The organism is Streptomyces sp. NPDC059009, assembly GCF_042740175.1.
Lineage (GTDB): Bacteria > Actinomycetota > Actinomycetes > Streptomycetales > Streptomycetaceae > Streptomyces.
On record NZ_JBHYJB010000046.1, the window covers coordinates 65,608 to 88,509 of the forward strand.

24 protein-coding genes and 1 tRNA gene are annotated in these 22,902 nt (G+C 71.6%); 16 read left to right on the top strand and 9 right to left on the bottom strand.

All coding sequences use genetic code 11. The annotated features are described in order from the left end of the window. Positions 1 to 74 precede the first annotated feature (74 nt). The 3 genes from ACFWYM_RS36160 to ACFWYM_RS36170 all read left to right on the top strand — a co-directional run bounded on the left by ACFWYM_RS36160 (position 75) and on the right by ACFWYM_RS36170 (position 4,152). Positions 75 to 1,472, top strand: coding sequence for an FG-GAP repeat protein (locus ACFWYM_RS36160; RefSeq protein WP_384846951.1), 1,398 nt, complete (start codon positions 75 to 77; stop codon positions 1,470 to 1,472). 116 nt (positions 1,473 to 1,588) lie between these two features. Next, positions 1,589 to 3,046, top strand: coding sequence for an FG-GAP-like repeat-containing protein (locus ACFWYM_RS36165; RefSeq protein ID WP_384846953.1), 1,458 nt, complete (start codon positions 1,589 to 1,591; stop codon positions 3,044 to 3,046). 152 nt (positions 3,047 to 3,198) lie between these two features. Continuing rightward, on the top strand, positions 3,199 to 4,152 hold the full coding sequence (locus ACFWYM_RS36170) for a Yip1 family protein (RefSeq protein WP_384846955.1): 954 nt from the start codon (positions 3,199 to 3,201) through the stop codon (positions 4,150 to 4,152). Between the two features lie 86 nt (positions 4,153 to 4,238). Here the strand turns inward: ACFWYM_RS36170 and ACFWYM_RS36175 are convergent, their stop codons facing one another. After that, complete coding sequence (locus tag ACFWYM_RS36175) at positions 4,239 to 4,736, bottom strand: phosphoribosyltransferase (RefSeq protein WP_384846957.1); 498 nt, start codon at positions 4,734 to 4,736, stop codon at positions 4,239 to 4,241. Positions 4,737 to 4,744: 8 nt separating this feature from the next. Beyond that, positions 4,745 to 5,320, bottom strand: a complete 576-nt coding sequence (gene dcd / locus ACFWYM_RS36180) for a dCTP deaminase (protein ID WP_384846959.1) — start codon at positions 5,318 to 5,320, stop codon at positions 4,745 to 4,747. Positions 5,321 to 5,830: 510 nt separating this feature from the next. On the opposite strand from dcd, the gene ACFWYM_RS36185 reads away from it, so the two are divergent. From ACFWYM_RS36185 to ACFWYM_RS36200, 4 genes are all read left to right on the top strand, one after another. Then, positions 5,831 to 5,901, top strand: a tRNA-Gly gene (locus ACFWYM_RS36185). Between the two features lie 139 nt (positions 5,902 to 6,040). Then, the gene (locus ACFWYM_RS36190) at positions 6,041 to 7,309 is read left to right on the top strand and encodes a M6 family metalloprotease domain-containing protein (protein ID WP_384846961.1); all 1,269 of its coding nucleotides are present in this window, start codon (positions 6,041 to 6,043) and stop codon (positions 7,307 to 7,309) included. 175 nt (positions 7,310 to 7,484) lie between these two features. Then, a complete protein-coding gene (locus tag ACFWYM_RS36195) occupies positions 7,485 to 8,198 on the top strand; it encodes an ANTAR domain-containing protein (protein WP_384846963.1) in 714 nt (237 codons plus the stop codon). 145 nt (positions 8,199 to 8,343) lie between these two features. Next, positions 8,344 to 9,960, top strand: coding sequence for a PQQ-binding-like beta-propeller repeat protein (locus ACFWYM_RS36200; protein ID WP_384846965.1), 1,617 nt, complete (start codon positions 8,344 to 8,346; stop codon positions 9,958 to 9,960). 37 nt (positions 9,961 to 9,997) lie between these two features. Here ACFWYM_RS36200 and ACFWYM_RS36205 read toward each other — a convergent pair whose 3' ends face one another. After that, positions 9,998 to 11,002, bottom strand: coding sequence for a DUF3048 domain-containing protein (locus ACFWYM_RS36205; RefSeq protein ID WP_384846967.1), 1,005 nt, complete (start codon positions 11,000 to 11,002; stop codon positions 9,998 to 10,000). Positions 11,003 to 11,080: 78 nt separating this feature from the next. Next, positions 11,081 to 12,007, bottom strand: coding sequence for a cation diffusion facilitator family transporter (locus tag ACFWYM_RS36210; protein ID WP_384846969.1), 927 nt, complete (start codon positions 12,005 to 12,007; stop codon positions 11,081 to 11,083). Between the two features lie 116 nt (positions 12,008 to 12,123). Between ACFWYM_RS36210 and ACFWYM_RS36215 the strand changes: the two genes are divergently transcribed. Continuing rightward, a complete protein-coding gene (locus ACFWYM_RS36215) occupies positions 12,124 to 12,792 on the top strand; it encodes a precorrin-8X methylmutase (RefSeq protein WP_384847004.1) in 669 nt (222 codons plus the stop codon). Here the strand turns inward: ACFWYM_RS36215 and ACFWYM_RS36220 are convergent. Beyond that, positions 12,764 to 13,525, bottom strand: a complete 762-nt coding sequence (locus ACFWYM_RS36220; RefSeq protein WP_384846971.1) for a cobalt-precorrin-6A reductase — start codon at positions 13,523 to 13,525, stop codon at positions 12,764 to 12,766. The genes ACFWYM_RS36215 and ACFWYM_RS36220 overlap by 29 nt on opposite strands. A gap of 18 nt (positions 13,526 to 13,543) precedes the next feature. On the opposite strand from ACFWYM_RS36220, the gene ACFWYM_RS36225 reads away from it, so the two are divergent. Then, on the top strand, positions 13,544 to 14,710 hold the full coding sequence (locus ACFWYM_RS36225) for a cobalt-precorrin-5B (C(1))-methyltransferase (protein WP_384846973.1): 1,167 nt from the start codon (positions 13,544 to 13,546) through the stop codon (positions 14,708 to 14,710). Between the two features lie 100 nt (positions 14,711 to 14,810). Here ACFWYM_RS36225 and ACFWYM_RS36230 read toward each other — a convergent pair whose 3' ends face one another. Continuing rightward, on the bottom strand, positions 14,811 to 15,458 hold the full coding sequence (locus ACFWYM_RS36230; RefSeq protein ID WP_384846975.1) for a CatB-related O-acetyltransferase: 648 nt from the start codon (positions 15,456 to 15,458) through the stop codon (positions 14,811 to 14,813). Positions 15,459 to 15,644: 186 nt separating this feature from the next. Here ACFWYM_RS36230 and ACFWYM_RS36235 point away from each other — a divergent pair, with 186 nt between their 5' ends. Together ACFWYM_RS36235 and ACFWYM_RS36240 are read left to right on the top strand one after the other, a co-directional pair. Next, positions 15,645 to 16,685, top strand: coding sequence for a rod shape-determining protein (locus ACFWYM_RS36235; protein ID WP_384846977.1), 1,041 nt, complete (start codon positions 15,645 to 15,647; stop codon positions 16,683 to 16,685). Between the two features lie 121 nt (positions 16,686 to 16,806). Beyond that, positions 16,807 to 17,571, top strand: a complete 765-nt coding sequence (locus ACFWYM_RS36240; protein WP_384846979.1) for a sensor domain-containing protein — start codon at positions 16,807 to 16,809, stop codon at positions 17,569 to 17,571. Here ACFWYM_RS36240 and ACFWYM_RS36245 read toward each other — a convergent pair. Next, complete coding sequence (locus ACFWYM_RS36245; RefSeq protein ID WP_384846981.1) at positions 17,510 to 18,433, bottom strand: tellurite resistance/C4-dicarboxylate transporter family protein; 924 nt, start codon at positions 18,431 to 18,433, stop codon at positions 17,510 to 17,512. The genes ACFWYM_RS36240 and ACFWYM_RS36245 overlap by 62 nt on opposite strands. Positions 18,434 to 18,831: 398 nt before the next feature. Between ACFWYM_RS36245 and ACFWYM_RS36250 the strand changes: the two genes are divergently transcribed. The 4 genes from ACFWYM_RS36250 to ACFWYM_RS36265 are packed head-to-tail and all read left to right on the top strand — an operon-like array spanning position 18,832 to position 20,920. Continuing rightward, entirely contained in the window at positions 18,832 to 18,996 is a 165-nt protein-coding gene (locus ACFWYM_RS36250; RefSeq protein ID WP_384846983.1) for a DUF5993 family protein, read from the top strand. After that, positions 18,996 to 19,634: a disulfide bond formation protein B gene (locus ACFWYM_RS36255; RefSeq protein WP_384846985.1), complete on the top strand. Its 639-nt coding sequence runs from the start codon at positions 18,996 to 18,998 to the stop codon at positions 19,632 to 19,634. The genes ACFWYM_RS36250 and ACFWYM_RS36255 overlap by 1 nt, the downstream gene beginning before the upstream one ends. Further along, positions 19,609 to 20,136, top strand: coding sequence for a cupin domain-containing protein (locus ACFWYM_RS36260; protein ID WP_384846987.1), 528 nt, complete (start codon positions 19,609 to 19,611; stop codon positions 20,134 to 20,136). Before ACFWYM_RS36255 ends, ACFWYM_RS36260 begins: the two co-directional genes overlap by 26 nt. After that, positions 20,129 to 20,920, top strand: a complete 792-nt coding sequence (locus tag ACFWYM_RS36265; protein WP_384846989.1) for an SDR family NAD(P)-dependent oxidoreductase — start codon at positions 20,129 to 20,131, stop codon at positions 20,918 to 20,920. Before ACFWYM_RS36260 ends, ACFWYM_RS36265 begins: the two co-directional genes overlap by 8 nt. A gap of 437 nt (positions 20,921 to 21,357) precedes the next feature. On the opposite strand, the gene ACFWYM_RS36270 is transcribed toward ACFWYM_RS36265, so the two are convergent. Then, positions 21,358 to 21,567, bottom strand: a complete 210-nt coding sequence (locus tag ACFWYM_RS36270; protein WP_384846991.1) for a DUF397 domain-containing protein — start codon at positions 21,565 to 21,567, stop codon at positions 21,358 to 21,360. Further along, positions 21,527 to 22,375, bottom strand: a complete 849-nt coding sequence (locus ACFWYM_RS36275) for a helix-turn-helix domain-containing protein (RefSeq protein WP_384846993.1) — start codon at positions 22,373 to 22,375, stop codon at positions 21,527 to 21,529. The genes ACFWYM_RS36270 and ACFWYM_RS36275 overlap by 41 nt, the downstream gene beginning before the upstream one ends. Positions 22,376 to 22,513: 138 nt before the next feature. On the opposite strand from ACFWYM_RS36275, the gene ACFWYM_RS36280 reads away from it, so the two are divergent. Continuing rightward, entirely contained in the window at positions 22,514 to 22,894 is a 381-nt protein-coding gene (locus ACFWYM_RS36280; RefSeq protein ID WP_384847006.1) for an ATP-binding protein, read from the top strand. Positions 22,895 to 22,902: the final 8 nt, after the last annotated feature.

Here is a 22,902-nt window from a genome sequence, read left to right on the forward strand (position 1 = left end):
CCCCGGCGCACAACCCTTGGCACACCCCACGAGTCACATCCCCGACAGCTCCACCCCTCTGTCAGGGAGTTCCCGTGCGCGTACGAACACTGGCCGCCACCGCGACCGTCGCGGCCCTCGCCGCGGCGGGTCCCACCCTGCCCCTCGCGGGCTCAGCGAGCGCCGCCACGACGCTCAGCGACGACTACAACGGCGACGGCTACCGCGACCTCGCCATCGGCAACCCCAGGACCAACTCCGTGACGGTCACGCTCGGTTCGGCGAACGGCGTCGCGGCCGCCCGCCACCTCACGCTCACCCAGGAGACCTCCGAGGTGCCCGGGAAGACCGAGCCCGAGGACGAGTTCGGCGACAGCCTCACCAGCGGCGACGTCAACCACGACGGCTTCGCGGACCTGATCGTCGGCGCCCCCGGCGAGCGGGTCGAGGGCAGGCCCACCGGCTCCGTCACCATCCTGTGGGGCAACGAGTCGGGCTTCGCCTCCGGCGGTCTGGCCCTCAACGCCCCCGCCGACACCGAGGGCCGCTTCGGCGAGGGCGTGGCCTTCGGCGACATGGACTTCGACGGCTCCCCGAACCTCGCCGTGATCAGCGGCGACAACTGGTGGTACTACGCCGACGGCGTGCCCGACCCGGACCGCCCCTTCGGCCTGGAGGTCGACTTCCTGCCCAAGGGCGTGCGCCTGACCGGCATGGACGCGGGCACGTTCCAGTCCAAGGACATCGTCTCGTACGTCCTGTACGGGGAGCGGGCCGACGGCGGCGCCTACACCGCGCACCTCCCGGCGGGCGCCGGTGACTACGGCTACTACGCGAAGGTCCTCGCCGAGGGCGACGACCCCACCGCGACCCGCGACGCCGCCGCGCACGCCGACCTCGACGGCGACGGCTTCGACGACCTCGTCACCGGCAACTCCGGGGCGGGCAAGGGTGGTTCGGTGACCGTCCGGATGGGCGGACACGGCAACGGGCTGGGCGCCCCGGTGACGTACGACCAGTCCGGCGCGGGCGTCCCCGGCACGGACGAGCCGGGCGACCGCTTCGGCGCGGCGGTGACCGCGGGCGACGTGACCGGCGACGGCCACCCCGACGTCGCGGTGGGCGCGCCCGGCGAGACCGTCGACGGCGTCGCGGGCACCGGCAGCGTGGTCCTGCTCAAGGGCGCCGCGAACGGCCGCCTGGGCGCCGGGAAGTCCTGGCACCAGGAGACGGCGGGCGTCCCCGGAGTCGCCGAGCCCGAGGACCACTTCGGCTCCTCGCTGCGCCTCAAGGACATCAACAAGAACGGCAGGGCGGACCTCGCGATCGCGGCGAACGGCGAGGACATCGGCACGACGGCGGACGTCGGCGCGGTGTGGGTACTGCGCGGCACGACGACGGGCCTCACGTCCTCGTACGCGACGTCCTTCAACGGCTCGGACTTCCGCGTGGGCGGCGGGGCGGACGCGGACTTCGGCCACACGCTGCGCTGACCCTTCTCCACCGAACCCCGACCCCACCTCACCTCACCCCACCTCCCCCCTGCCCACTGAACCCCCTTTACTTTTACGTGAGTTGGAGAAACTCAGTGTCACGACACGGACAACACGTGCGCACACCCGTGCGTCAGCGCAACAAGCTGCTTGCCGCCGGCGCCCTGTGCGCCGCCACCGTCCTCGGACTCTCGGGCCTCACCGCGGGCGGCGCCTCCGCGGCCACGCCCTCGAAGCTGACGTCCGACTTCAACGGCGACGGCTACACGGACCTCGCGGTCGGCATGCCCTCCGCCACGGTCGGCGGCAAGGCCAAGGCCGGATACGTCAACGTCGTCTGGGGCGGCGAGAAGGGCCTCGGCAGGCACGGCTCGGTCAACGTCTCCCAGGGCACCAGCGGCGTGCCCGGCACGGTGGAGGCGGGCGACCTCTTCGGCACCGCCGTCACGGCCGCCGACTTCAACGGCGACGGCTACAGCGACCTGGCCGTCTCCGCGCCCGAGGAGGCCATCGGCGACACCCCCTCGATGGGGACCGTCTCGGTGGTGTGGGGCTCCGCGAACGGCTTCACCAAGGGCGGCATCACCGCCCTCAAGAGCGGCACCGAGGACACCCGTATCGGCCGCATCATGACGGCCGGCGACTACGACGGCGACGGCACACAGGACCTCGTCTTCTCCTCGCAGGGCGACGAGGGCACGACCACGATGACCCGGCCGGGCCCGGTCACGGCATCGTCTGCCACGACCCCCTCCCTGGTCGAGGGCTACGCCTTCGGCGCCCCGCGCACGTACGCCTCCGGCGACCTGGACGGCGACGGCACGGACGAGCTCGTGACCACGCACAAGGGCATGGAGGTCGCGGGCACGCGCGCGCTGAGCAAGGCGTCCGGCGAGTGGAAGAACACGTGGCGTGCGCCCGACTACGGCGACTCCCTCGCGATCGGCGACTACAACCACGACGGGACGAAGGACCTCGCCATCGGCCTGGTCAGGCCCAACCCCGAGGCGGACCCCGGCAACACGTACTGCAAGGACACCCTCGGCGGCGCCGTCGCCCTCGTCCTCGGCGCCAAGGGCACCACGCTCGGCGGCGCGGCGGGCTGCACCACGCAGGACTCGCCCGGCGTGGGCGGCACGGCGGAGGCCGAGGACAACTTCGGCACCTCGCTCGCCACGATCCACGACCCGACCGGCGACCAGTACGACGCCCTCCTCGTGGGCAACAGTCACGAGGCGGTCGGCACGGCGAAGAACGCGGGCGCGTACTCCTACCTGGAGGCGTCCTACGACCAGCCCACGTTCGTCGGCGGGATGACCACCCAGAACTCCGACGGGGTGGAGGGCACCGCCGAGGCGGGCGACCAGTTCGGCGCGACGGTGGCGGCCACCGGCTTCTACGCGGGCCGCTACACGGACTACGCGGTGGGCGCGCCCGGCGAGAACGCCGACTCCGGCGGCGTATGGGCGGCTTGGGGCCCGGACGACGCACCCTTCGAGGACACCCACTCGGTGACCCCGGCGAAGCTGGGCCTGTCGGGCGCGGTGTCGTACGGGTCGGTACTGCCCCGCTAGGCGCCCTACGGCGTACGAGACGTCCTCGGCCGGTAGGGCTGGGGGGATATCCCCTCAGGGTCCCCCTAGGGGTTGTCACAGGACGGCCGCAAACAGCCCTCTCCTCCGGAGGAGGGACGCCCCACTCAGGCAGACCAGGTACGTTCGATTCCGTGGCTGGATTCAGGATCGGACGCGGCCGGGACAACCGCGCCCCGCAACAACGACCGCGGCAGGAGCCGTACGGCGGACAGCAGGCCCCCCAGGGCCCGCCCCCGTACGGCTCCCAGCCGAACCCGCACGCCTACGGCCGCGCCCCGCAGCAGCCGGGCTACCCGCAACAGCAGGGGTACCCCCAGCAGCCGGGCCATCCGCAGCAGCAGTGGCCGCAGGCAGGTGGTGGCGCCCACGGCGAGCCGGAGTACTTCGGCGGCGGCCAGGGCGGACCCGGCGACCCGGGCCACGGCGGCTACGACCCGTACGCCGCCAACAACCCCGGCAGCACGCAGGCGTTCTCCCTCGGCGAGGACCCGTACAGCCAGGGCGACACCTATCGCGCGGGCCAGGCACCGGCCCCGCCCATCGGCCCGAAGCTGCACTGGAAGGACCTGCTCCGCGGCATCGTCGTCCGCCCGGGCCCGACCTTCCTGCAGATGCGGGACTACGCGATGTGGGCGCCCGCCGTCATCGTCACGTTCCTCTACGGCCTGCTCGCGATCTTCGGCTTCGACGGCGCCCGCGAGGACGCGATCAACGCGACGCTGTCCGCGGCCGTCCCGTACGTCCTCACCACGGCCGTGGCGATCACGATCAGCGCCTTCATCCTCGGCGTGGTCACGCACAGCCTCGCCCGCCAGCTCGGCGGCAACGGCGCGTGGCAGCCGACGGTCGGCCTCTCCATGCTGATCATGTCCCTCACGGACGCCCCCCGCCTGATCGTGGCCATGTTCCTCGGCGGCGACCAGCCCTTCGTCCAGCTCCTCGGCTGGGCGACCTGGCTGGCGGCGGGCGCGCTGCTCACGTCGATGGTGAGCAAGTCCCACGACCTGCCCTGGCCGAAGGCCCTGGGTGCCTCGGCGATCCAGCTCCTGGCGATCCTGTCGATCATCAAGCTCGGCACGTTCTAGGCGGACACACACGAGGGCCCCGGCGAGAGTGACGCACTCTCACCGGGGCCCTCGTACATCCGTGGACCGGCCCGCGGTCCACTGGCTCACGCGTCCAGAACCTGCCCGGCCCGCTGCACCACGGGCGGCTCGACGCTCCACGGGAAGTTGATCCACTCGTCGGTGCGCTTCCACACGTACTCGCACTTCACCAGCGAGTGCGACTTCTCATAGATCACGGCGGACCGGACCTCGGCGACCTCGTCGAGGCAGAAGTCGTGGACGAGCTTCAGCGTCTTCCCGGTGTCGGCGACATCGTCGGCGATGAGCACCTTCTTGTTGGAGAAGTCGATCGCGTTCGGAACGGGCGCCAGCATCACGGGCATCTCGAGCGTCTCGCCGACGCCCGTGTAGAACTCCACGTTCACGAGGTGGATGTTCTTGCAGTCGAGCGCGTAGGCGAGACCGCCGGCGACGAAGACGCCGCCGCGGGCGATCGACAGGATGATGTCGGGCTCGTACCCGTCGTCAGCGATGGTCTGCGCCAGCTCGCGCACGGCGGTGCCGAACTTCTCGTACGTAAGGTTCTCGCGCACGTCACTCATGCTGGATGTCACACCTGTGTCCGATGGAAATTGAGGAAGGACCGCGAGGCGGTCGGCCCGCGCTGTCCTTGGTAACGCGACCCGTACCGCTCCGAGCCGTACGGTGCCTCGGCGGGCGAGGTGAGCCGGAACATGCACAGCTGGCCGATCTTCATGCCCGGCCAGAGCTTGATCGGCAGCGTCGCGAGGTTCGACAGTTCGAGGGTCACGTGTCCCGAGAAGCCCGGGTCGATGAACCCGGCGGTCGAGTGCGTGACGAGCCCGAGCCGCCCGAGGCTCGACTTCCCCTCCAGGCGCGACGCCAGGTCGTCGGGGAGCGTGATGACCTCGTACGTCGACGCGAGCACGAACTCACCGGGGTGCAGGATGAACGGCTCGTCCCCCTCCGGCTCCACGAGCCGCGTCAGGTCGGCCTGCTCGACGGACGGGTCGATGTGGGGGTACCGGTGGTTCTCGAACACCCGGAAGTAGCGGTCGAGCCGCACATCGATGCTCGACGGCTGCACCATGGATTCGTCGTAGGGATCGATCCGCACCCGTCCGGCGTCGATCTCGGCCCGGATGTCCTTGTCTGAGAGAAGCACGCCCCGAGGATACGCAGAGCGCGCGGGCCAGCCGCAATTCACTCTCCGCGACCGCCCCGCGCGCCCTGCGCTCCAGCGCTGTTCTACGACTCCTGCTACCGCTCCTGCTGCTGCCTGCTGCTACCGCTTCTGCAGCGTCACCGGCACCGCGTGCCGGAGCCGGGCGCACCGGGGACACCGGAGGAGCCGCCCGGGGCCGAGCCGGTCGGCCTGCTGCATCGGAAACGAAGCGGTGCTGAACACGTGCCCCTCGGCACAACGGACGACGGTGCGCTCCATCAAGTCCTCGAGTCCCTTCCCCAATACCGTGACGACGAAAGGCCACATTAAGGGATGAAAGGGACGCGGCTCCAGGCGGCACGACCGCGATTCACCGTACGCCCCAACTCCCTTCACCCGCAGTCACTTACACCTCTCAGAACGCAGCCGGGCCCTGGACGCGGAGGCGCCCGGAGCCCGGGATGAGGTACAGTGTCCGCCAGTACGAAGCCGCTTCAGGGGCCGTACTACGCGGGTGTAGTTTAGTGGTAGAACATCAGCTTCCCAAGCTGAGAGTGCGAGTTCGATTCTCGTCACCCGCTCTTCTTCGAACCCTCAGACCGATGACGGTCTGGGGGTTCTTTTGTTGGGGCCATCCGGCCCTCCCGTCGCGCGCGGGCCGGACTCCCCGGCTTGTGCTGGTCGCACAGCGCCACCACAAGCCGACCTTCGGGAGCCCTGATGAAGCGCATATCCCTGGCCGCCGCCGCGGCCGCCGCCACCACGACCGTTCTGCTCGCCGCCCTCACCGCCCTCGCCGCCCCCGCGGCCCCTGCCGCCCTCGCCGCCACCGTTCCGCCCGCCGCGGCCGCGGACGCCGTGTCCGCCCCGCCCTCCGGGCCCTGCGCCCTCAGCGGACCTGGCGGCGCCTACCAGTTCGAGGGCGTGCCGACGCCGGGCAACTTCCGCACGTCGTCCGGGGCCGTGAAGGCGTACACCGTCTTCATCGACTTCCCCGACGCCCCGGCCGAGGGCACCCCGCAGGAGCGCTACGCCGAGTTCTTCCCGGCCGTCGCCGACTACTACGGCAAGAGCTCGTACGGGAAGATGGACTACCGGTCCACGCCCCGCCTCCAGTGGATCCGCATGTCCAAGCCGTTCAGCGCGTACGGCATCGACCGCGGCGTGCCGTTCCAGCCCGGGTACGAGGCGGTCACGCGGGAGATCGTCGCGGCGGTCGGCGACGAGGCGGACCTCGGTTCGTATGACGTCCTCAACGTCCTCGCCACCCCCAACGCCGGTCCGCCCGCCACCGAGAAGGTCCTCTCCGTCACCTTCGCCGGGGGATACATGGACCTCGGGAAGGGGTCCGTGCCCTGGGCCGGGTCCTTCATCTGGAGCCGGCAGACCGGCGACAGCGCCTGGCGCGTCCTGGCCCACGAGAACGGGCACGCCTTCGGGCTCCCCGACCTGTACGCCACCCGGTCCGGGTACCCGCCGCACTTCGCGGGCCACTGGGACCCGATGGACGAGGACTGGGGGCCCACCAATGACTTCATGGCCTGGCACAAGTGGAAGCTGGGCTGGCTCGACGCGGACCAGGTCGGGTGCCAAGCCGAGGACGGGACACGGGAGTTCACGCTCAGTCCGCTGTCGGTGAGCGGCGGGGTCAAGCTGGTCGCCGTGCCGGTCTCGGCGAACGAGCTGATCACCGTCGAGGCCCGTACGAAGGGAGAGCTCGACGCGGCGGTGTGCCGGCCAGGGGTTCTGATCGCCACCGTCAGCACCCGTGTCAACACCGGTACGGGGCCCGTCCGCGTCGCCGACTCCACCCCCGGCAGCGAGGGCTGCTACACCGACCCGAACGTCAGCGCCGACTTCAGCGACGCCACGTTCACTCCCGGTCAGACCTACACCGACACCAGGAACAATGTCTCCGTCCAGGTCCTCGGCACCGACGACGACGGCACCTACCGCGTCCGGGTGACGAAGGGCGCTGACGCGGGGTAGCGGACTGCTTGCGGGATGTGCTTCGCTCGCTGTGCGGTCATGTGCCACCAGCACAAGTCAGCAAATCGGCAACAGTTCAGCGTGCAAATGTGGAACTCCCCATCGTCCAAGGGTTGTCGCCATGCCTCGCCCTCCTGTCTCGCCCCCGCTGTCCCTTCCCGCGCAGGATCTCGCCATGGCGCCTGCGCTGATCACCCTGGCCGACGCGCCCCTGAACGGTGAGAGCGACGAGCAGCTGCTGCGCCGTCTCGCCCGGGCCGCCGTCCTCATCCCGGGCGTGGAAGCGGCCAGTTGCAGTCTCCTGGACGCCGACGCCCATCCGGTGCAGACGACCGCCACCAGCGACGTCGCCGGTCAACTGGAGCTGATCCAGGGCGATGTGCGGGAGGGGCCCGGCACGGACAGCTGGCGCACCCGGAAACCCCTGACGAATGTCGATCTCACCCATCAGCACAGCCGGGTCCGCTGGCCCCACTTCACCCCACGGGCCGTCGAGGCCGGGGTGACCACGGTGACCGCCCTGCCCCTGCGCCACGACGACCGCTCCCTGGGCGCGCTCACGCTCCACCACCCGCAGGGCGCCCTGCTGCCGGAGCACCTGCGCTGGAGCACCCTGCTCGCCGACGCCACCACCGCGGGCCTCGACCACCGCAACGCCCTGCGGCAGGCGACGAACCGCGAGCAGCAGCTCCAACACGCCCTGAACAGCCGGGTCTTGATCGAGCAGGCCAAGGGCATCCTCGCCGAGCGGCTCGACTGCACCGTCGGCGACGCCTTCGACCTGCTGCGCCATCACGCCCGCCGCAACCACCTGAAGATCGCCGACGTGGCCGCCGAGATCGTCCACAGCCCGCCCGGCAGCGGGCCCTTCCCGCGCCCGGGGCGCTGACCTCCGGCCCAGCAAAGTGAACACCGATTACAAAAAAGGGGAAAGCGCCGGAACCGAAGGGAAGCGGGCGGGCATCCTGTCGTTCGGAGATTCTTGAACCGACCTCAGCCCGCGCTCTCTCTTCGCACCTCAAGGTGGACACCCGATGACGCAGCCCACCCCGCCGCCCGACGGCTTCGGACCGCCCCAAGGGCCGCACCCGCTCAGCGAGTTCAGCGAGTCCAGGCGCCGGGCGGCCGCCCCGTCCGCGGCCCGTCGCCGGGCCGTGCTCGGCGCCGCCGCCACCGCGGCCGCCGTCCTCGTGGGCGGGAGCGGCTGGTTCGGCTGGCAGGCCATCAGCGACGACGGGGACGCGGACGCCAAGGGGAAGGGACCGAAGGGGCCCGCCTACGTGCGGCCCGAGGAGCGGGTCCCGAAGGATCCCACCGCCACCTTCCAGGTCTCGGCGCCCGGACCGGAGCTACCCAAAGGCTCGAACTCCTGGGAGACCAAGGGCTCCTGGCTCACGGACAAGGTGTACGCGAAGGCGTCCGTCAACCGCATCGGCGCCGTCGACGCCGTCACCGGCAAGGACAAGTGGCAGCTCCCGCTGCCCGGCAAGTCGTGCGGTGCCTCCCCGGACATCAGCAAGGACGGCGTGAGCGTGGTCATCGCCGCCCAGCCCACGAAGAAGCCCGAGAAGCCCAAGGACGACAAGAAGGACGACAAGAAGGACAAGGGCAAGAAGGGGAAGAAGGGCAAGGGGAAGAAGGGGGACAAGAAGAAGGACGACAAGCCGTCCGCGCAGGACCTCTTCCCCCGCTGCACCGAGATCGTCGCCTTCGACGTCGACACCGGCAAGAAGCTCTGGACCAAGTCGGTCACCCTCGGCAGCCAGTCGCGGAAGATGGAGTTCAACCAGGCCGCCATCAGCGGCAATACGGTCGGCGTCGGCGGGATCTATGGAGGGGTCGCCTTCGATCTGCGCAGCGGCAAGGAGCTGTGGCGGCCGTCCCTGTCGTCCCAGTGCCAGGACCTCGGCTACACGGGCGGCGGCAGCCGGCTCGGCGCGGTGCGCGCGTGCGGCGAGACGGGCAAGGAGCGCTACAAGGTCCAGGTGCTCGACCCGGCCTCCGGCAAGGACAAGATCACGTACAAGCTGCCCAGCGGTGTCCGCAGCCCCAAGATCTTCTCCGTCGACCCGCTGGTCGTCGGCGTGGACTCGGGCGAGATCTCCGGCGCCGGCGCCAGCGACATCCTCGCCATCGACCGGCGCGGAAAGCTGCGCTCGAAGATCGTGACGCCGGACCGGAAGTTCCAGTTCGACTGCCCCACCGGCATCGTGAACGGCTGCCGGGGCATCACCGTCGGCAACGACAAGCTGTACCTCGCGACCGCGCGGCACGACGGCAAGGGCAAGTTCAGCTCGACGAACGAGATCATCTCGTACGCCCTCGGCACCGGGAAGACCACCGGTGAGCGGGCCGATGCCGGAGAGCCGTACGAGATGTTCCCGATCCGCATGGACGGGAGCAACGTCCTTGCCTACAAGTGGGGTTCGGGCGTCCAGATCGTCTCCATCGACGGCCGCACGATGAAGCAGTCGACGCTCCTGAAGAGCAAGGCGAGCGTCGCCGGAGCGGGCATCCCGCAGCTCGACTCCGAGATGCGCTTCACGCACGGCCGCTTCTACATCAGCACCGATCTGCTGTCCAGGCCGACGTCGAAGAAGGGCCCCAAGTCCTACCTGGCGCTCGGCTTCGGGACCGAGCTCCCCAAGTAGGCGCAAGCAGAGGCTAGTTGGCGGCCGGCAGCGGGAGTCACTGCTTCTGGTAGACCACCCACACCTGGCCCGGCGCGAACGGCATCCGCTTTCCGTTGCGGAGCGTGAACGCCGTCGGGCTGTTGCGGGTCGGGCGGCTCCACCGCGTCGCGTACGCCTTGCCGTCGCGCAGGACCGTGGCGTGGCCGGTGCCGATCGTCTTGATGTACGGCTCGGGCACTCCGTTGGAGTCGCGGAAGCGCGTCGGCCACATCTTCGCGTACTGGATGACGACGGTGCGGCCGCCCAGGCGGGCGCCATTGGTGGCCCTGGCCGGGCTGCCGTCCATCGACACCAGCCAGCGGCCGCGCCGGGGCGACCAGGTGAAGGAGTGCGTGGCCGCGCCGTAGCGGACGGTGCGCCGTGCGGTGGGCTTGCCGCCGCGCGGCGCCGGGCCGAAGCGGAAGCCGATGTCGGCGGCCTTGCTCGTGGTGGGCGCGGAGCGGAGGACCGCCCGCGGGTGCACGAACAGGTTGTGCGGGGGCACCCGGCTGCCGGAGCGGAAGTAGGCGCCGGGCAGCTTGCCGTGCGAGCGGGTCGGGAACGGGGCCTTGCGGAACAGCCGGTTGATGCCGGGGTGGGTACCGGAGTAGGCGAGGACCGGGCGGCCGAAGGTGGGCAGCAGCTCCAGGTCCGACTCGCGGCCGCTGCGGACCGGGCCGAGGGTGCGCGGGTAGCGGCTGGAGTAGACGCCCATGATGCGGCTGAGGCCGCCCTCGACCTTCTCGACGTACACGATGTCCGCCTGGTCGAGTCCGGTGTGCGGGCGGGCCATGCTGTGGTTGTCGAACTTGACGGCCAGGACCGGTCCCTGACGGGCATTCAGGCCGGTGAAGGGGGAGACGAAGCGCTGCTGCGCCCCGGACCCGGCGGGCGTGGGGTCGGCGGCCGGGGCCGCGGGGGCGGCAGGGGACTCGAAGGCCGCGCCCAGGGTGAGGGCCAGCGCCGCGAACAGGGCGGCGGTCACCTTCGCCAGGGCCGATCTCGTACGTGTTCCACTCATGGCGCAAGGTGTTCCTCCCCGACCGGCGCCGCCAATCCCGCCCGCGCCCGTCTCACCCCCATGGGCCCGCACCCAGTGCTACGAATGCAGCACCCGTTCCGGCTCCCGGTGTCCCTCCGGCTCCAGTTGCAGCGTCGAGTGCGCGATGTCGAAGTGGTCGCCGAGGCAGTCCTGGAGGCGGGCCAGGAGCTTTCCGTAGTCCTCGGCGCGCAGGGCGTCGGCGGCGACGGTGATGTGCGCGGTGAGCACCGGCATCCCGGACGTCACCGTCCAGGCGTGCAGGTCGTGGACGGCGACCACGCCCGGCTCGTCGAGGAGGTGGCGGCGGACCTCGTCGAGGTCGGTGTCCTGGGGCGTGGCCTCCAGGAGCACGTGGGTGGCGTCGCGCAGGAGCTGGTAGGAGCGGGGCACGATCAGCAGGCCGATGACGATGGAGGCGATCGGGTCGGCGGCCTGCCAGCCGGTGAACAGGATGATGAGGCCGCCGACGATGACGGCGATGGAGCCGAGGGCGTCGCCGAGCACCTCCAGGTAGGCGCCGCGCATGTTGAGGCTGTCGTTCTTGGCGTCGCGCAGGAGGTAGAGGCCGACGCCGTTCGCCGCCAGGCCGAGGACGGCGATGGCGAACATCAGCCCGCCCTTCACCTCCACCGGCTCGTTGAAGCGCTGGATCGCCGAGTACAGGACCCACACGAAGATGCCGAGCAGGAGCAGGGCGTTGAGGACCGCCGAGAAGATCTCGACGCGGTAGAAGCCGAAGGTGCGGCGCGGCGTCGGGGCGCGCTGGGCGAGGGTGACCGCGCCGAGCGCGAGGGAGACGCCGATCGCGTCGGTGAGGCTGTGTGCGGCGTCGGCGAGGAGCGCGAGGCTGCCGGACAGGAGCGAGCCGACGACCTGGATGAGGGTGATGCTCGCGCTGATGCCGATGGTCCACAGCAGCCGGTTCCGGTACGTCCCGGTGAGGGTTCCCTGGGCCGCCGAGGGGGCGCCGTGGTCGTGGCTCATGACTTCAACATGGCAGGGGGCGCGGGCGGCGGCACCTCAGCCGGGGCCTCTGAGGGACAATCGGGCCGGTCAGAGCGGTCAGAGCGGTGCGGGACGACGAGGGCGGGCGGGCCGGAGTGCACGAGTACGGGTACCAGCACGAGTACGAGAAGGACGGCGGATACACGTACGAGAAGGACGGTGCGGAGATCTACCGCCAGTCCTTCGCCACCATCCGCGCGGAGGCGGACCTCGCGGGGCTGCCCGCGGACGTCTCCCGCGTCGCGGTCCGGATGATCCACGCCTGCGGGATGGTCGATCTCGTACGGGACCTCGCGTACACGCCGGACGTGGTGAGCCGTGCGCGGGCGGCGCTGCGGGCGGGGGCGCCGGTCCTCTGTGACGTCCAGATGGTGGCGAGCGGCGTGACCCGCAGGCGGCTGCCCGCCGGCAACGAGGTGCTGTGCACGCTCTCCGACCCGGCGGTGCCGGACCTCGCGGCGAAGCTGGGCACGACGCGGAGCGCGGCCGCCCTCGAGCTGTGGCGGGACCGCCTCGAGGGGGCCGTGGTCGCGGTGGGCAATGCGCCGACGGCCCTCTTCCGGCTCCTCGAACTGGTCGCGGAGGGGGCGCCGCGGCCCGCCGCCGTCATCGGGGTACCGGTCGGCTTCGTCGGCGCCGCCGAGTCCAAGGAGGCCCTGGCCGCGCAGCGCCTCGGCCTGGACCACCTCGTCGTACGGGGGCGCAGGGGCGGCAGCGCGATGGCGGCCGCGGCGGTCAACGCGCTGGCGAGCGAGGAAGAGTAAGGACCCAGGCGACGGCCTGCTCGACGTCGGCCGCCACCGGAACCCCTTCGGGGACCGGTGGCCGCCGCACGACCACCACCGGGATGCCCGCCTCCCGGGCCGCCGCCAGCTTGGGGGCGGTGGCCGCGCCGCCGCTGTCCTTGGTGACGAGGACGTCCACGCGGTGGGTGCGCAGCAGCTCCCGCTCCCCGTCGAGGGTGAACGGCCCCCGGTCCAGGACGACTTGGAGATGCGGGGGGTGGGGCGGCTCGGGCGGCTCCACCGACCGCAGGAGGAAGTGGAACTCACCGAGCGGGGCGAAGGCGGCGAGCCCGAGGCGGCCGGTGCTGAGGAAGACACGGCGGGCGCCGAGCGCGGGCAGGAGGGCGGCGGCCTCGGTGAGGGAGCCGACCGGGTGCCAGTCGTCGCCGGGGCCCGCGACCCAGCCGGGCCTGCGGAGCGCGAGCAGGGGAACATGGGCCGTGGCGGTGGCCGCCGCCGCCGAGAAACTGATCGTCCCCGCGAAAGGGTGTGTGGCGTCGATGACCGCGTCCACCTGGTGCTCGCGCACCCACCCCACCAGCCCCTCGGCCCCGCCGAAGCCGCCCACGCGGACGTCCCCCGGGGGCCGCCGGGGCGCCGCGACGCGACCGGCGAGCGAGGTCGTGACCCGGGTGCCCGCGGGCGCGGCGGTGTGCAGGACCTCGGCGAGCCGCCGGGCCTCGGCGGTGCCGCCGAGGATCAGGACGTGCACGGTGGGGTGGGTCCTCTCGTGAGTGGTGTGGTGGGTGGGGCGAATGGGGCCGACGGTGTCGGTGCCCCCGGGGGTGGGCGGAGCGGTCAACTCAAGCACACCGGGCTGCGGGCCGGATGGACGACCGGGGCCTGTGCGACGGCCGCGGCGACGGCGGCGTACACGGCGCTGCTGACCGGTGAGTTCCCCGATCCCGTGACCGTCACGCTGCCCAAGGGGCACACCCCGTCGTTCGCGCTCGCCGCCGAGGAGTTGGGGGACGGCGCGTGGGCGATGGCGGGCGTGGTGAAGGACGCCGGGGACGATCCGGACGTCACGCACGGCGCCCTCGTGCGGGCCACCGTGCGGGCGCTCCCCGCCGGTGCGGGGGTCGTCTTCGTCGCGGGGCCCGGCGTCGGCACCGTCACCAAGCCCGGCCTTCCGCTGCCCGTCGGGGAGCCCGCCGTCAACCCCGTGCCCCGGCAGCTGATGCGCGACCACGTGGCGCGCGTCGCCGAGGCGTACGGGGCCCGGGGCGACGTCGAGATCACCGTTTCCGTCGATCACGGCGAGGAGATCGCGCGCTCCACCTGGAACCCGCGGCTCGGCATCCTCGGCGGGCTCTCGATCCTCGGCACGACCGGCGTCGTCGTCCCCTACTCGTGCTCCGCCTGGATCGACTCCATCCGGCGCGGCGTCGACGTGGCGCGCGCCGCCGGGCACACCCATGTCGCCGGGTGCACGGGCTCGACGTCGGAGAAGACCGTCGTCGCCGAGTACGGGCTGCCGGAGGACGCACTCCTCGACATGGGGGACTTCGCGGGGGCCGTCCTGAAGTACGTGCGGCGGCATCCGGTGGACCGGCTGACCCTCTGCGGGGGCTTCGCCAAGCTGTCGAAGCTGGCGGCGGGGCACATGGATCTGCACTCGGGGAGGTCCCAGGTCGACAAGGGGTTCCTGGCCGGGCTGGCCCGCCGAGGGGGCGCGGACGCGGCCCTCTGCGAGGACATCGCGGGTGCCAACACGGGGCTTGCGGCGCTGCAGTTGAGCCTGGCGGCGGGGGTTGCGCTGGGGGACCTGGTGGCGGCGGAGGCCCGGGACCAGGCCCTGGCCGTGTTGCGGGGTGCCCCCGTCGCGGTCGACGTCATCTGTATCGACCGGGCGGGGACGGTGGTCGGGCGCAGTGCTGTTCGGGGGCCCCGTTGACGGGTGGTTCTTCCACTGCGGGCCGGTGGGGGCTTGTCGCGCCCACGCGGCGGAGCCGCATATCGACACAGCCCCGCGCCCCTGTAGGGCACTCCCCCGATTACGGAGCCGCTGCCTCCAGCTCCGCCACCGTGCCCGACATCACCGTCCGCACATGCGCCGTGAGGTGCTCAAGCGGCCAGTCCCACCACGCCAGTCGGAGAAGTCGCGCCACCTCCTCCTCGCTGTACCGCGTCCGGATCAGCCGCGCCGGGTTCCCGCCCACGATCCCGTAGTCCGGTACGTCGTCCACGACCACCGAGCCCGACGCCACCACCGCCCCGTGCCCGATCCGCACCCCCGGCATCACCAGCGTCCGGTAGCCGAGCCACACGTCGTGGCCCACCACCGTGTCGCCGCGCCCCGGCAGGCCCGAGATCAGGTCGAAGTGGTCGGACCAGGAGCCGCCCATGATGGGGAAGGGGAAGGTGGAGGGGCCGTCCATGCGGTGGTTGGCGCCGTTCATGAGGAAGCGGACGCCCTCGCCGAGCGCGCAGAACTTGCCGATGACGAGCTTCTCGGGGCCGTAGTGGTAGAGGACGTTGCGGGTCTCGAACCGCGTCGGGTCGTCCGGGTCGTCGTAGTACGAGAACTCGCCGACCTCGATCAGCGGCGACGTGACGAGGGGCTTCAGGAGCACCACCCGGGGCTGCTCCGGCATCGGGTGCAGGACGGTCGGGTCGGCGGGGAGCGGGTGCGCGGGAGTCATGGACGCCGACGCTACCCGCGCTCCCGCGTCCGGCGGCATCGAATTTCCGCTCGCCGTTTCGCGTTCTCACGGCACCCGTTTTCGGGTGGCCTAAGGAGAGCCCGCCAGCGTTCGCGCACCCGCTGACCTGCTGCGAGAGTCAGGAGCAGAGCGCGCGACGCGCATCGGCGGCGGGAAGGGCGGACCATGCGGCGGACACGGCAGCAGACCCTCGCACTGGACCTGGGGAGCTCCACCCTGCGTCTGTGCACGGGCCCGGTGGGCGGCGCCGTCCTGTGCGCGCCCTCGATCGTCGCCCTCGATCACGCGGGCAAGGTGCGCGCCTGGGGCACCGACGCGCTGCGGCTGCGCGGCCGGGCGCCCGCCGAGCTGGAGGTGATCCAGCCGGTGGCGCGCGGCGTCGTGACGCACCCCCACGCCGCCGTACGCCTGCTGCGGGCCGCCCTGCGCGCCGCGGCGGCCGACGCCGGCGTCCCGGGTCCCGGGGAGGACGGCGAGGCCGCGGTGTGCGTGCCGGACGGGGCGACGCCCCTGCAGCGCAGCGCCCTCGCCGAGCTCTGCGAGGAAGCGGGCCTGCGCCGCATACGTCTCATACCGAAGTCCCTCTCCCACGTGGTGGGCCTCGGCCTGCCCGTACGGGAGCCCTCCGGCGCCCTCGTCGTCGACGTGGGCACCCACCGCACCTCCGCCGCCATGATGACCATGGGCTACACGATGGCGGCCCGCAGCTCCGACTACGGCGGCGAGACCGTGAACGCCGCCCTCGCCCAGCACCTCCGCCTCGGGTACGGCCTGATGGTCAGCGCCGAGTCCGCCGAGGACGCCAAACTCCGTCTGGCACAGGCCACTTCGGCCATGGAGCCGCTGCCCGTACGCGGCAAGGACCTCACCGGCGGCTGGCCCCGCGCCCAGGAGCTCGCCCCCGCCGACCTGCCGGGGCTCACGCTCCGGCTGCGCGAGGAGATCGTCGACCTGATCAGCGCGGTCATGACGGACAGCCCCGCCGAGCTCGCCCACGACGTCCTGGACCGGGGGATCCTGCTGTGCGGGCGCGGGGCGCTCCTGCCCGGCCTGGAGGAGCACATCCGCGCGCAGACGCGGCTGCCCGTGCATCTCCTCGACCCGGAGGGGACGGCGAGCGTCATCGGCGCGCACCGCCTGGCGGCGCAGCCGGAGTCGGAGGCGGAACAGGAAGAGGAGACGGGCCTCACCCCGTCCCCGGTGTAGCGGGTCTCAACCGGTCCCCCGTATAGGGGGCCTAGCACCACCCCAAGAGGCATGGTCGCCCCATGCCCTCGGGCCGCCTGCTCGGCGAGAGTTGAGGCATCAGCACGGAACGTCCCCACCGATGCCGAAGACGCAGACGAAGAGGCCCGCCATGACGACGACGCTCACCACTCCCCGCTCCACCGACTACCCGACCCATTACTCCGGCTCCGTGGCCGCTCCCCGACGGAGCTTCTGGCGCGCCCCGTTCAGCGCCGTCACCTTCCGCGAGCTCGGGTACACCGTCGGGTCGCTGCCGGTCGCGATCGTCGGGTTCGCCTTCGCGGTGACGCTGTTCTCGCTCGGCGCGGGGCTGTTGGTGACGCTGCTCGGCCTGCCGGTGTTCGCCGCGATGCTCGCCGGGGCGCGGGGGCTCGGGGCCGCCGAGCGCGGGCGGGCCCGGGGCGCGCTCGGCCTGGACGTGGCGGCGCCCGCGCCCGTCGCGGTGCCGGAGGGCGCGGGCGCGTGGGGCGCGGTGCGGGCGCGGGTCGCGGACGCGGCGGGCTGGAAGGCCCTCGTGTTCCAGGTGGTCATGTTCCCGTGGCGGGTGGCGAGCTTCGTGCTCGCGGTGACGTTCTTCGTGACCGGCTGGGTGGTCGCGCTCTTCCCCACCTACGCCTGGGTGTTCCCGCACTACCTGGACTGGCCCGGCTACCGCGTCTTCGACTTCACCACGTCGGGCGGCACGCACCACGAGTACTACATCGAGTCGCCGTGGCAGATCGCCGGTGTCTCGCTGGTCGGCGTCGCCCTCGTCCTGCTGACCCCGGTCCTTCTCCGCGCCCTCACGAGCGTGGACCGGGCCGCGGTGCGCGGGCTGCTCGGCGCAGCAGACCGGCGAGCGTGAGCAGCCAGGCGGCGAGCGCGATCCACAGCAGTACCTGTCCTGGCCGGGTGAGCCAGGGGACCTGGGCGGCGGTGGCCACGGAGAGCGTGGCCACCGCCGTCATTCCCATGGGGAACACGGTGGCCCAGCGGCGCACGTCGTAGTGGGGGCGGGGCCAGCGCAGTTCGGCGCAGAGCAGGACCGCGTACCAGGTGAGGTCGAGGGCGAGGACGACGAGGGTGACGGTGCGCAGGACGTCGTGGGCGGCACCCTCGAAAATTGCCGGCCCCACGAGCTCCGTGCCCGCGAGCTTCGCGCCCACGAGCTTCGCGCCCGCCAGCGCCGAGATGGCGAGCGCCCCGCCCGCCACCCACTGGTCCCCGGCCCCGTCCCGGACGTAGTGGAGGCCGAAGCGCGGGAAGACCGCCGCGTAGAGGGCGAACCCGAGGACGAAGAAGACGAGGGCCGCGCGGGCGAGCCACGGGGCGGGCCAGGCGGCGGCGAGCGTCCCGGCGAGGACCGCGATGCCCTCGGTCGCGACGCACACGAGGAAGACGACGCCGGGCATACGGCGCCCCAGGTGCCGTAGGACGAACGTGAGCAGCACGGGCCAGAGCACGACCGCGAGGGCGAGCAGTGCGGCGCCGAGGGGCCGCCAGCCGAGCCCGGTGAACCGGGTGCCGAGGACGGTGGTCGCGGCGACGGCGGTGAGCGCGGCCGGGGTGTCGGCGTCCGCCTCCCAGTGCGTCCGCTCCCCCACGAACCGGTTCACGAAGGCGGCCGCGAGGACCAGCCAGGCGACCCCGGCCACCCCGAGAAGGACCCGCGAGACCCCCTCGTACCCGAGCAGACCGAGCCCGACGGAGAGGATCCCGGTGGCCATGACGGCGGACCCGGCGGCAGGCGGCAACTGCCGCCACCAGTCCCCGAGGGACTCGGGCCCGTGGGGGTGCTCGGGCCCGTAGAGCCGGGAGCCCCCCGGCGGGGCCCCGGTTCCCCGCTGCCACACCGCACGCCGACACGGGCCACCGCCCGGACCGCCAGGACCCGCAGGGTCAGCCGGACCGCCAGGGCCAGCAGAGCCCGTGGGACCGCCAGGGCCCTCGGGGGCGGCCGGAGCGGCAGGGGGCGTCATACGACCAGGCTGCGCACCGGCGGGCCGGCCCGCCGCCCCCGCACCGCCAACCGGCGTACGGCCCGTGTCCCTTCCCGTGGGACTTCGCGCGCGTCCGGCACCCGCTCCCCGGCCCGCGCACGCCCGCCCTCCTACCGTCCGGGGCCATGGACACGCTCATCTTCTGTGGCCTCCTGGCCACGATCGTCGCGCTCTATCAACAGCGCTCCCGGACCCTCGTCCTCGCCGCCTGGTGGATCGTGCTCCTCGCCACCATCCTGCTGCTCTCGCACCACATCACGAGCAGCCTGAAGCTGGGGCTGAGCTACTGATGACCACGACCACAGCGCCGCTCGCGGAGCGGGACGCCGAGGGGTTCCTCGGCCAGGTGCAGTACTGGTTCGCCTGCTTCTTCGCCGTCGGCTGGACCGGCATCGTCTGCGCCGGGCTCGGCGTCCAGTTCGGCAGCTGGGACTACCCGTGCCCGCTCTGCATGGTGCAGCGCATGTTCATGCTGCTGGCCGCGCTCGGCGCCCTCCACATCGTCCGCAAGGGCATGACCGGCACCGTCACCGGGCGCGACTACATGGCCGGCTGGGGTCTCGCGCTCGTCGCCTGCATCGGGGGCGGCTTCGCGGCCTGGCGGCAGACCATGCTGCACATCCTGCCCGGCGACAAGGGCTACGGCGCCCCGGTGCTCGGCCTGCACATGTACGTGTGGGCGTGGATCCTCTTCATGGCGTCCGTCGTCGCCGTCGGCATCGTCATGTCGCTCGCCCACCTCACGGCGGCCCGCGAGATCCAGATCCGCCCCCAACGCACCGTCGGGCGGCTGGTGTTCGGCTTCGTCGCCCTCATCATCGCCGTCAACCTCGTCGCGGTGTTCCTGCTGGAGGGCTTCCACTGGTTCCTGCCGGACGACCCGACGCGGTACCAGTTCTTCTATGACGTCCACATCCTCAAGTCCTGACGACCCGGAGGCCCTTGCCGCTCGCCACGGGCTCGAACCGCTGCCCGTGGAGGGCGGCCGCTTCCGCCGTACGTGGGCGGGGCCGCCCGGACCGGACGGGCGGCCCGCCGGCTCCGCGATCCTCGTCCTCCTGACCTCCGCCCCCGACGACTTCTCCGCCCTCCACCGGCTCCCCATCGACGAGATCTGGCACTTCTATCGGGGGGATCCGCTGGAGCTGGTGCTGCTCGCACCGGACGGCAGCGATCGCATCGTCCAACTGGGGCCGGACATCGTGCAGTTCGTCGTGACCGCCGGGACCTGGATGGGGGCGCGGGTCGCGGCGGGCGGGGGCTGGTCACTGGTCGGGACGACCATGGCGCCGGGGTTCATGGAGCGGGATTACGAGGGCGGGGACGCCGATGCGCTGGCTGCGCGGTATCCGGGGCGGGCGGAGGTCATCCGCGAACTGTGCCGTCCCGACGCCCCGTTGAGGATGACGGAGGATGGGGCGCATGAGTGATGAGTCGTTGCGCGACGAGACGTTGCCCCTGCTGTCCGGGCGGGTCGCCCTCGTCACCGGGGGCAGCGGTCTCCTCGGTGCCGGAATCGCCTGGCGGTTCGCCCAGGCGGGGGCGGCCGTCGTCGTCCACTTCCACCGGGGCGACAAGGGAGCCCGGGAGCTGGTGCAGCGCATCACCGACCGCGGCGGGGACGCCCTCGCCGTCCCGGCCGACCTCACCGACGAGGCCGACTGCCACCACCTCGTCGAGGAGGCCCACGCCTGGCGCGGGCGGCTCGATTCACTCGTCAACAACGCGGGCGTACAACCGGTTCAGGACCTCGCGGGCATGACGGCTGCCGAGTGGCGTGAGGTCAACGAGGCCAACGTGCACAGTGCGTTCTGCTGCACGCAGGCGGCCGCGGGGTGGATGCGGGACCAGGAAGGGGGCGGGTCCGTCACCCACATCGCCTCCATCGAAGGCTCCCACCCCGCCGCCGGGCACGCCCACTACAGCGCCTCGAAGGCCGCCCTGATCATGTTCGCCCGCTCCGCCGCCCTGGAGTACGGGCCCCTCGGCATCCGCGTCAACAGCGTCTCGCCCGGCCTCATCGACCGGCCCGGCCTCGCCGACGCCTGGCCCGAGGGCGTCGCCCGCTGGACCGCCGCCGCGCCCCTCACCCGCCTCGGCCGCCCCGAAGACGTGGGCTCCGCCTGCGTGTTCCTCGCCTCGGACGCGGCGTCCTGGATCACGGGAACCGATCTGGTGGTGGACGGCGGAGTGGGGGCACGCCCCACCTGGTAGCCCCAACTACCGGTCCCGTGACCCCACTTGTCCGCCGCCTCCCCTCCTGGAGGCAGAAGGCCGCACCGCTCCTGAAACGGTGCGGCCTCCCTCCCCTCTCCCCCAGACGGTGTCCGGTCCGCCCCGTCGCTCCGGCAGTGGAGAACGACGCGGCGTACGACCGGACACCAAGAGCAGTGGCCGCCCGAACCACTGGCTCCGTGACACTCAGGAAGGCTATGCGGAGCGGTAACGGATTGTGTAGCTCCGGTGACTGAGTGGCTCAATTCACCCTGTGAAACGGGAAGTTCACGCCGCGTACGGGACGGTGTGCGCAGGCGGTTGGCCGGGGCGGGCGGGGCAAACCGGTGTTCGAGCGGTGGTCCTGGCACGGCGGCCACTCGACGCAATCCGAGGCCTCACCTGACGCCGCCGGGGCCGGATCGCGCCGTTTGCTGCTAGAGGGTTCCCTGGGATGCGGCGGTCACGAAGGCCACGAAGGCGTGCGGCGCGACGGAGAAGGTGGGCCCACCGGGGTTCTTGCTGTCGCGAACCGCAACGGTGCCTTTGCAAGGGGCTTGAGCGACTTCTATGCAGTCGCCGCCTGTGCTGCCGCTGTAACTGGATTTACGCCAGGGTGCGTTGGTCAGATCCGGCTTCGTGCCCATAACGTTCCTCCAGTACACGCCTGATCAGAGTTGCCGAATCCTCTGCAGAGAGGGCGGCGGCCTGCAAGCTAGCGTAACGAAGGCTGGCCTCACGAACGGTTTCCGGGTTGGCCGTCATGTGGCCCGAGATCAGGTCCTCTGTATAGATCAAGTCCGGGTCATCGTCGAACCGGAGCAGGTTGAACGACCCATCCAAGCTTGCGTGTTGCCCCACCCCGAACGGCAGGATCTGAAGTTGCAGCCACCGTGCTTCCTGGAAGCTCAATAGGTGCGCGAGTTGGTCTCGCATCACGTCGACCCCACCGATCGGTCGATGGAGTACGGATTCGTCGAGGACAACCAGCCCAAGAGGTGGCCGCTCCCTGCTCAAGATGCGTTGCCGCTCCATTCGCGCGGCCACCAGGTCATCGAGGTTGCTGGGCTGACCCGTTTCGAGAACGGCACGGGCGTATCCCTCGGTCTGGAGAAGGCCGTACACCAACTGAGCCTGGAACGTGGAGATATACGCCGCTCTCGCCTCCATCTCCGCATACGCCTGGAACCAGCTCGGCAACTGGCTCCGCAACACCAGCCCCACCAACCGCGAGAACACCCCATCCGTCCCCAGCGCCGCGTCCACCCGCTCGGAGAAGTCCCGCGTCGGCACCTTCTTCGCCGTCTCGATCTGTCCGACCAAGGAACCCGTACAGAAAATGCAGTCCCCCAACTGCCCTTGCTTCAGGCCCGCCGCCTCCCGCAAGCGGCGCAGCTCCGAGCCGTAGTAGTCCAGCGGCGACGCGCTGGGGTCCAGTTCATTGATGCGCACCATGGGAACGGCCACCCCCAGCCGGCAACGCCCGGCAGTGTTGCTCTCTAGACGTAGCCCAGCGTAATCAAACCGCTTCAGTCTGGTGACGTGAATCACGCAACTCACCTCTTGGACCCCGGAGTTGGCGACTCCTACCGGATGAGCCTCACGGTCAGTGACCACTCGGCCCGGCACCTGCGCCTCATCCTCCGCAGCTACCTCACGAGTTGGGGCATGGACCCGCTCGCCGACGCCGCCGTGCTCGCCCTCACGGAGCTGGTCGCCAACGTCGTACGCCATGTGCCGGACCGGCGCTGCACGGTGCTGATCCGGCGGCGCGAGCAGGGAGTGCGTGTGGAGGTCGCGGACGGGAGTCCGGATCTCCCGCCCGAGGAACCCCCCTACCCCGACGGCCTGGCCGAAGGCGGACGCGGACTGCTGCTCGTCGACGCGGTGACCGACCGCTGGGAGGTGTGGCACCTGCCGGGAGGCGACGGCAAGACCATCTGGTTCGAGTGCGACCACGACCGCGACACCTGAACGGCCCA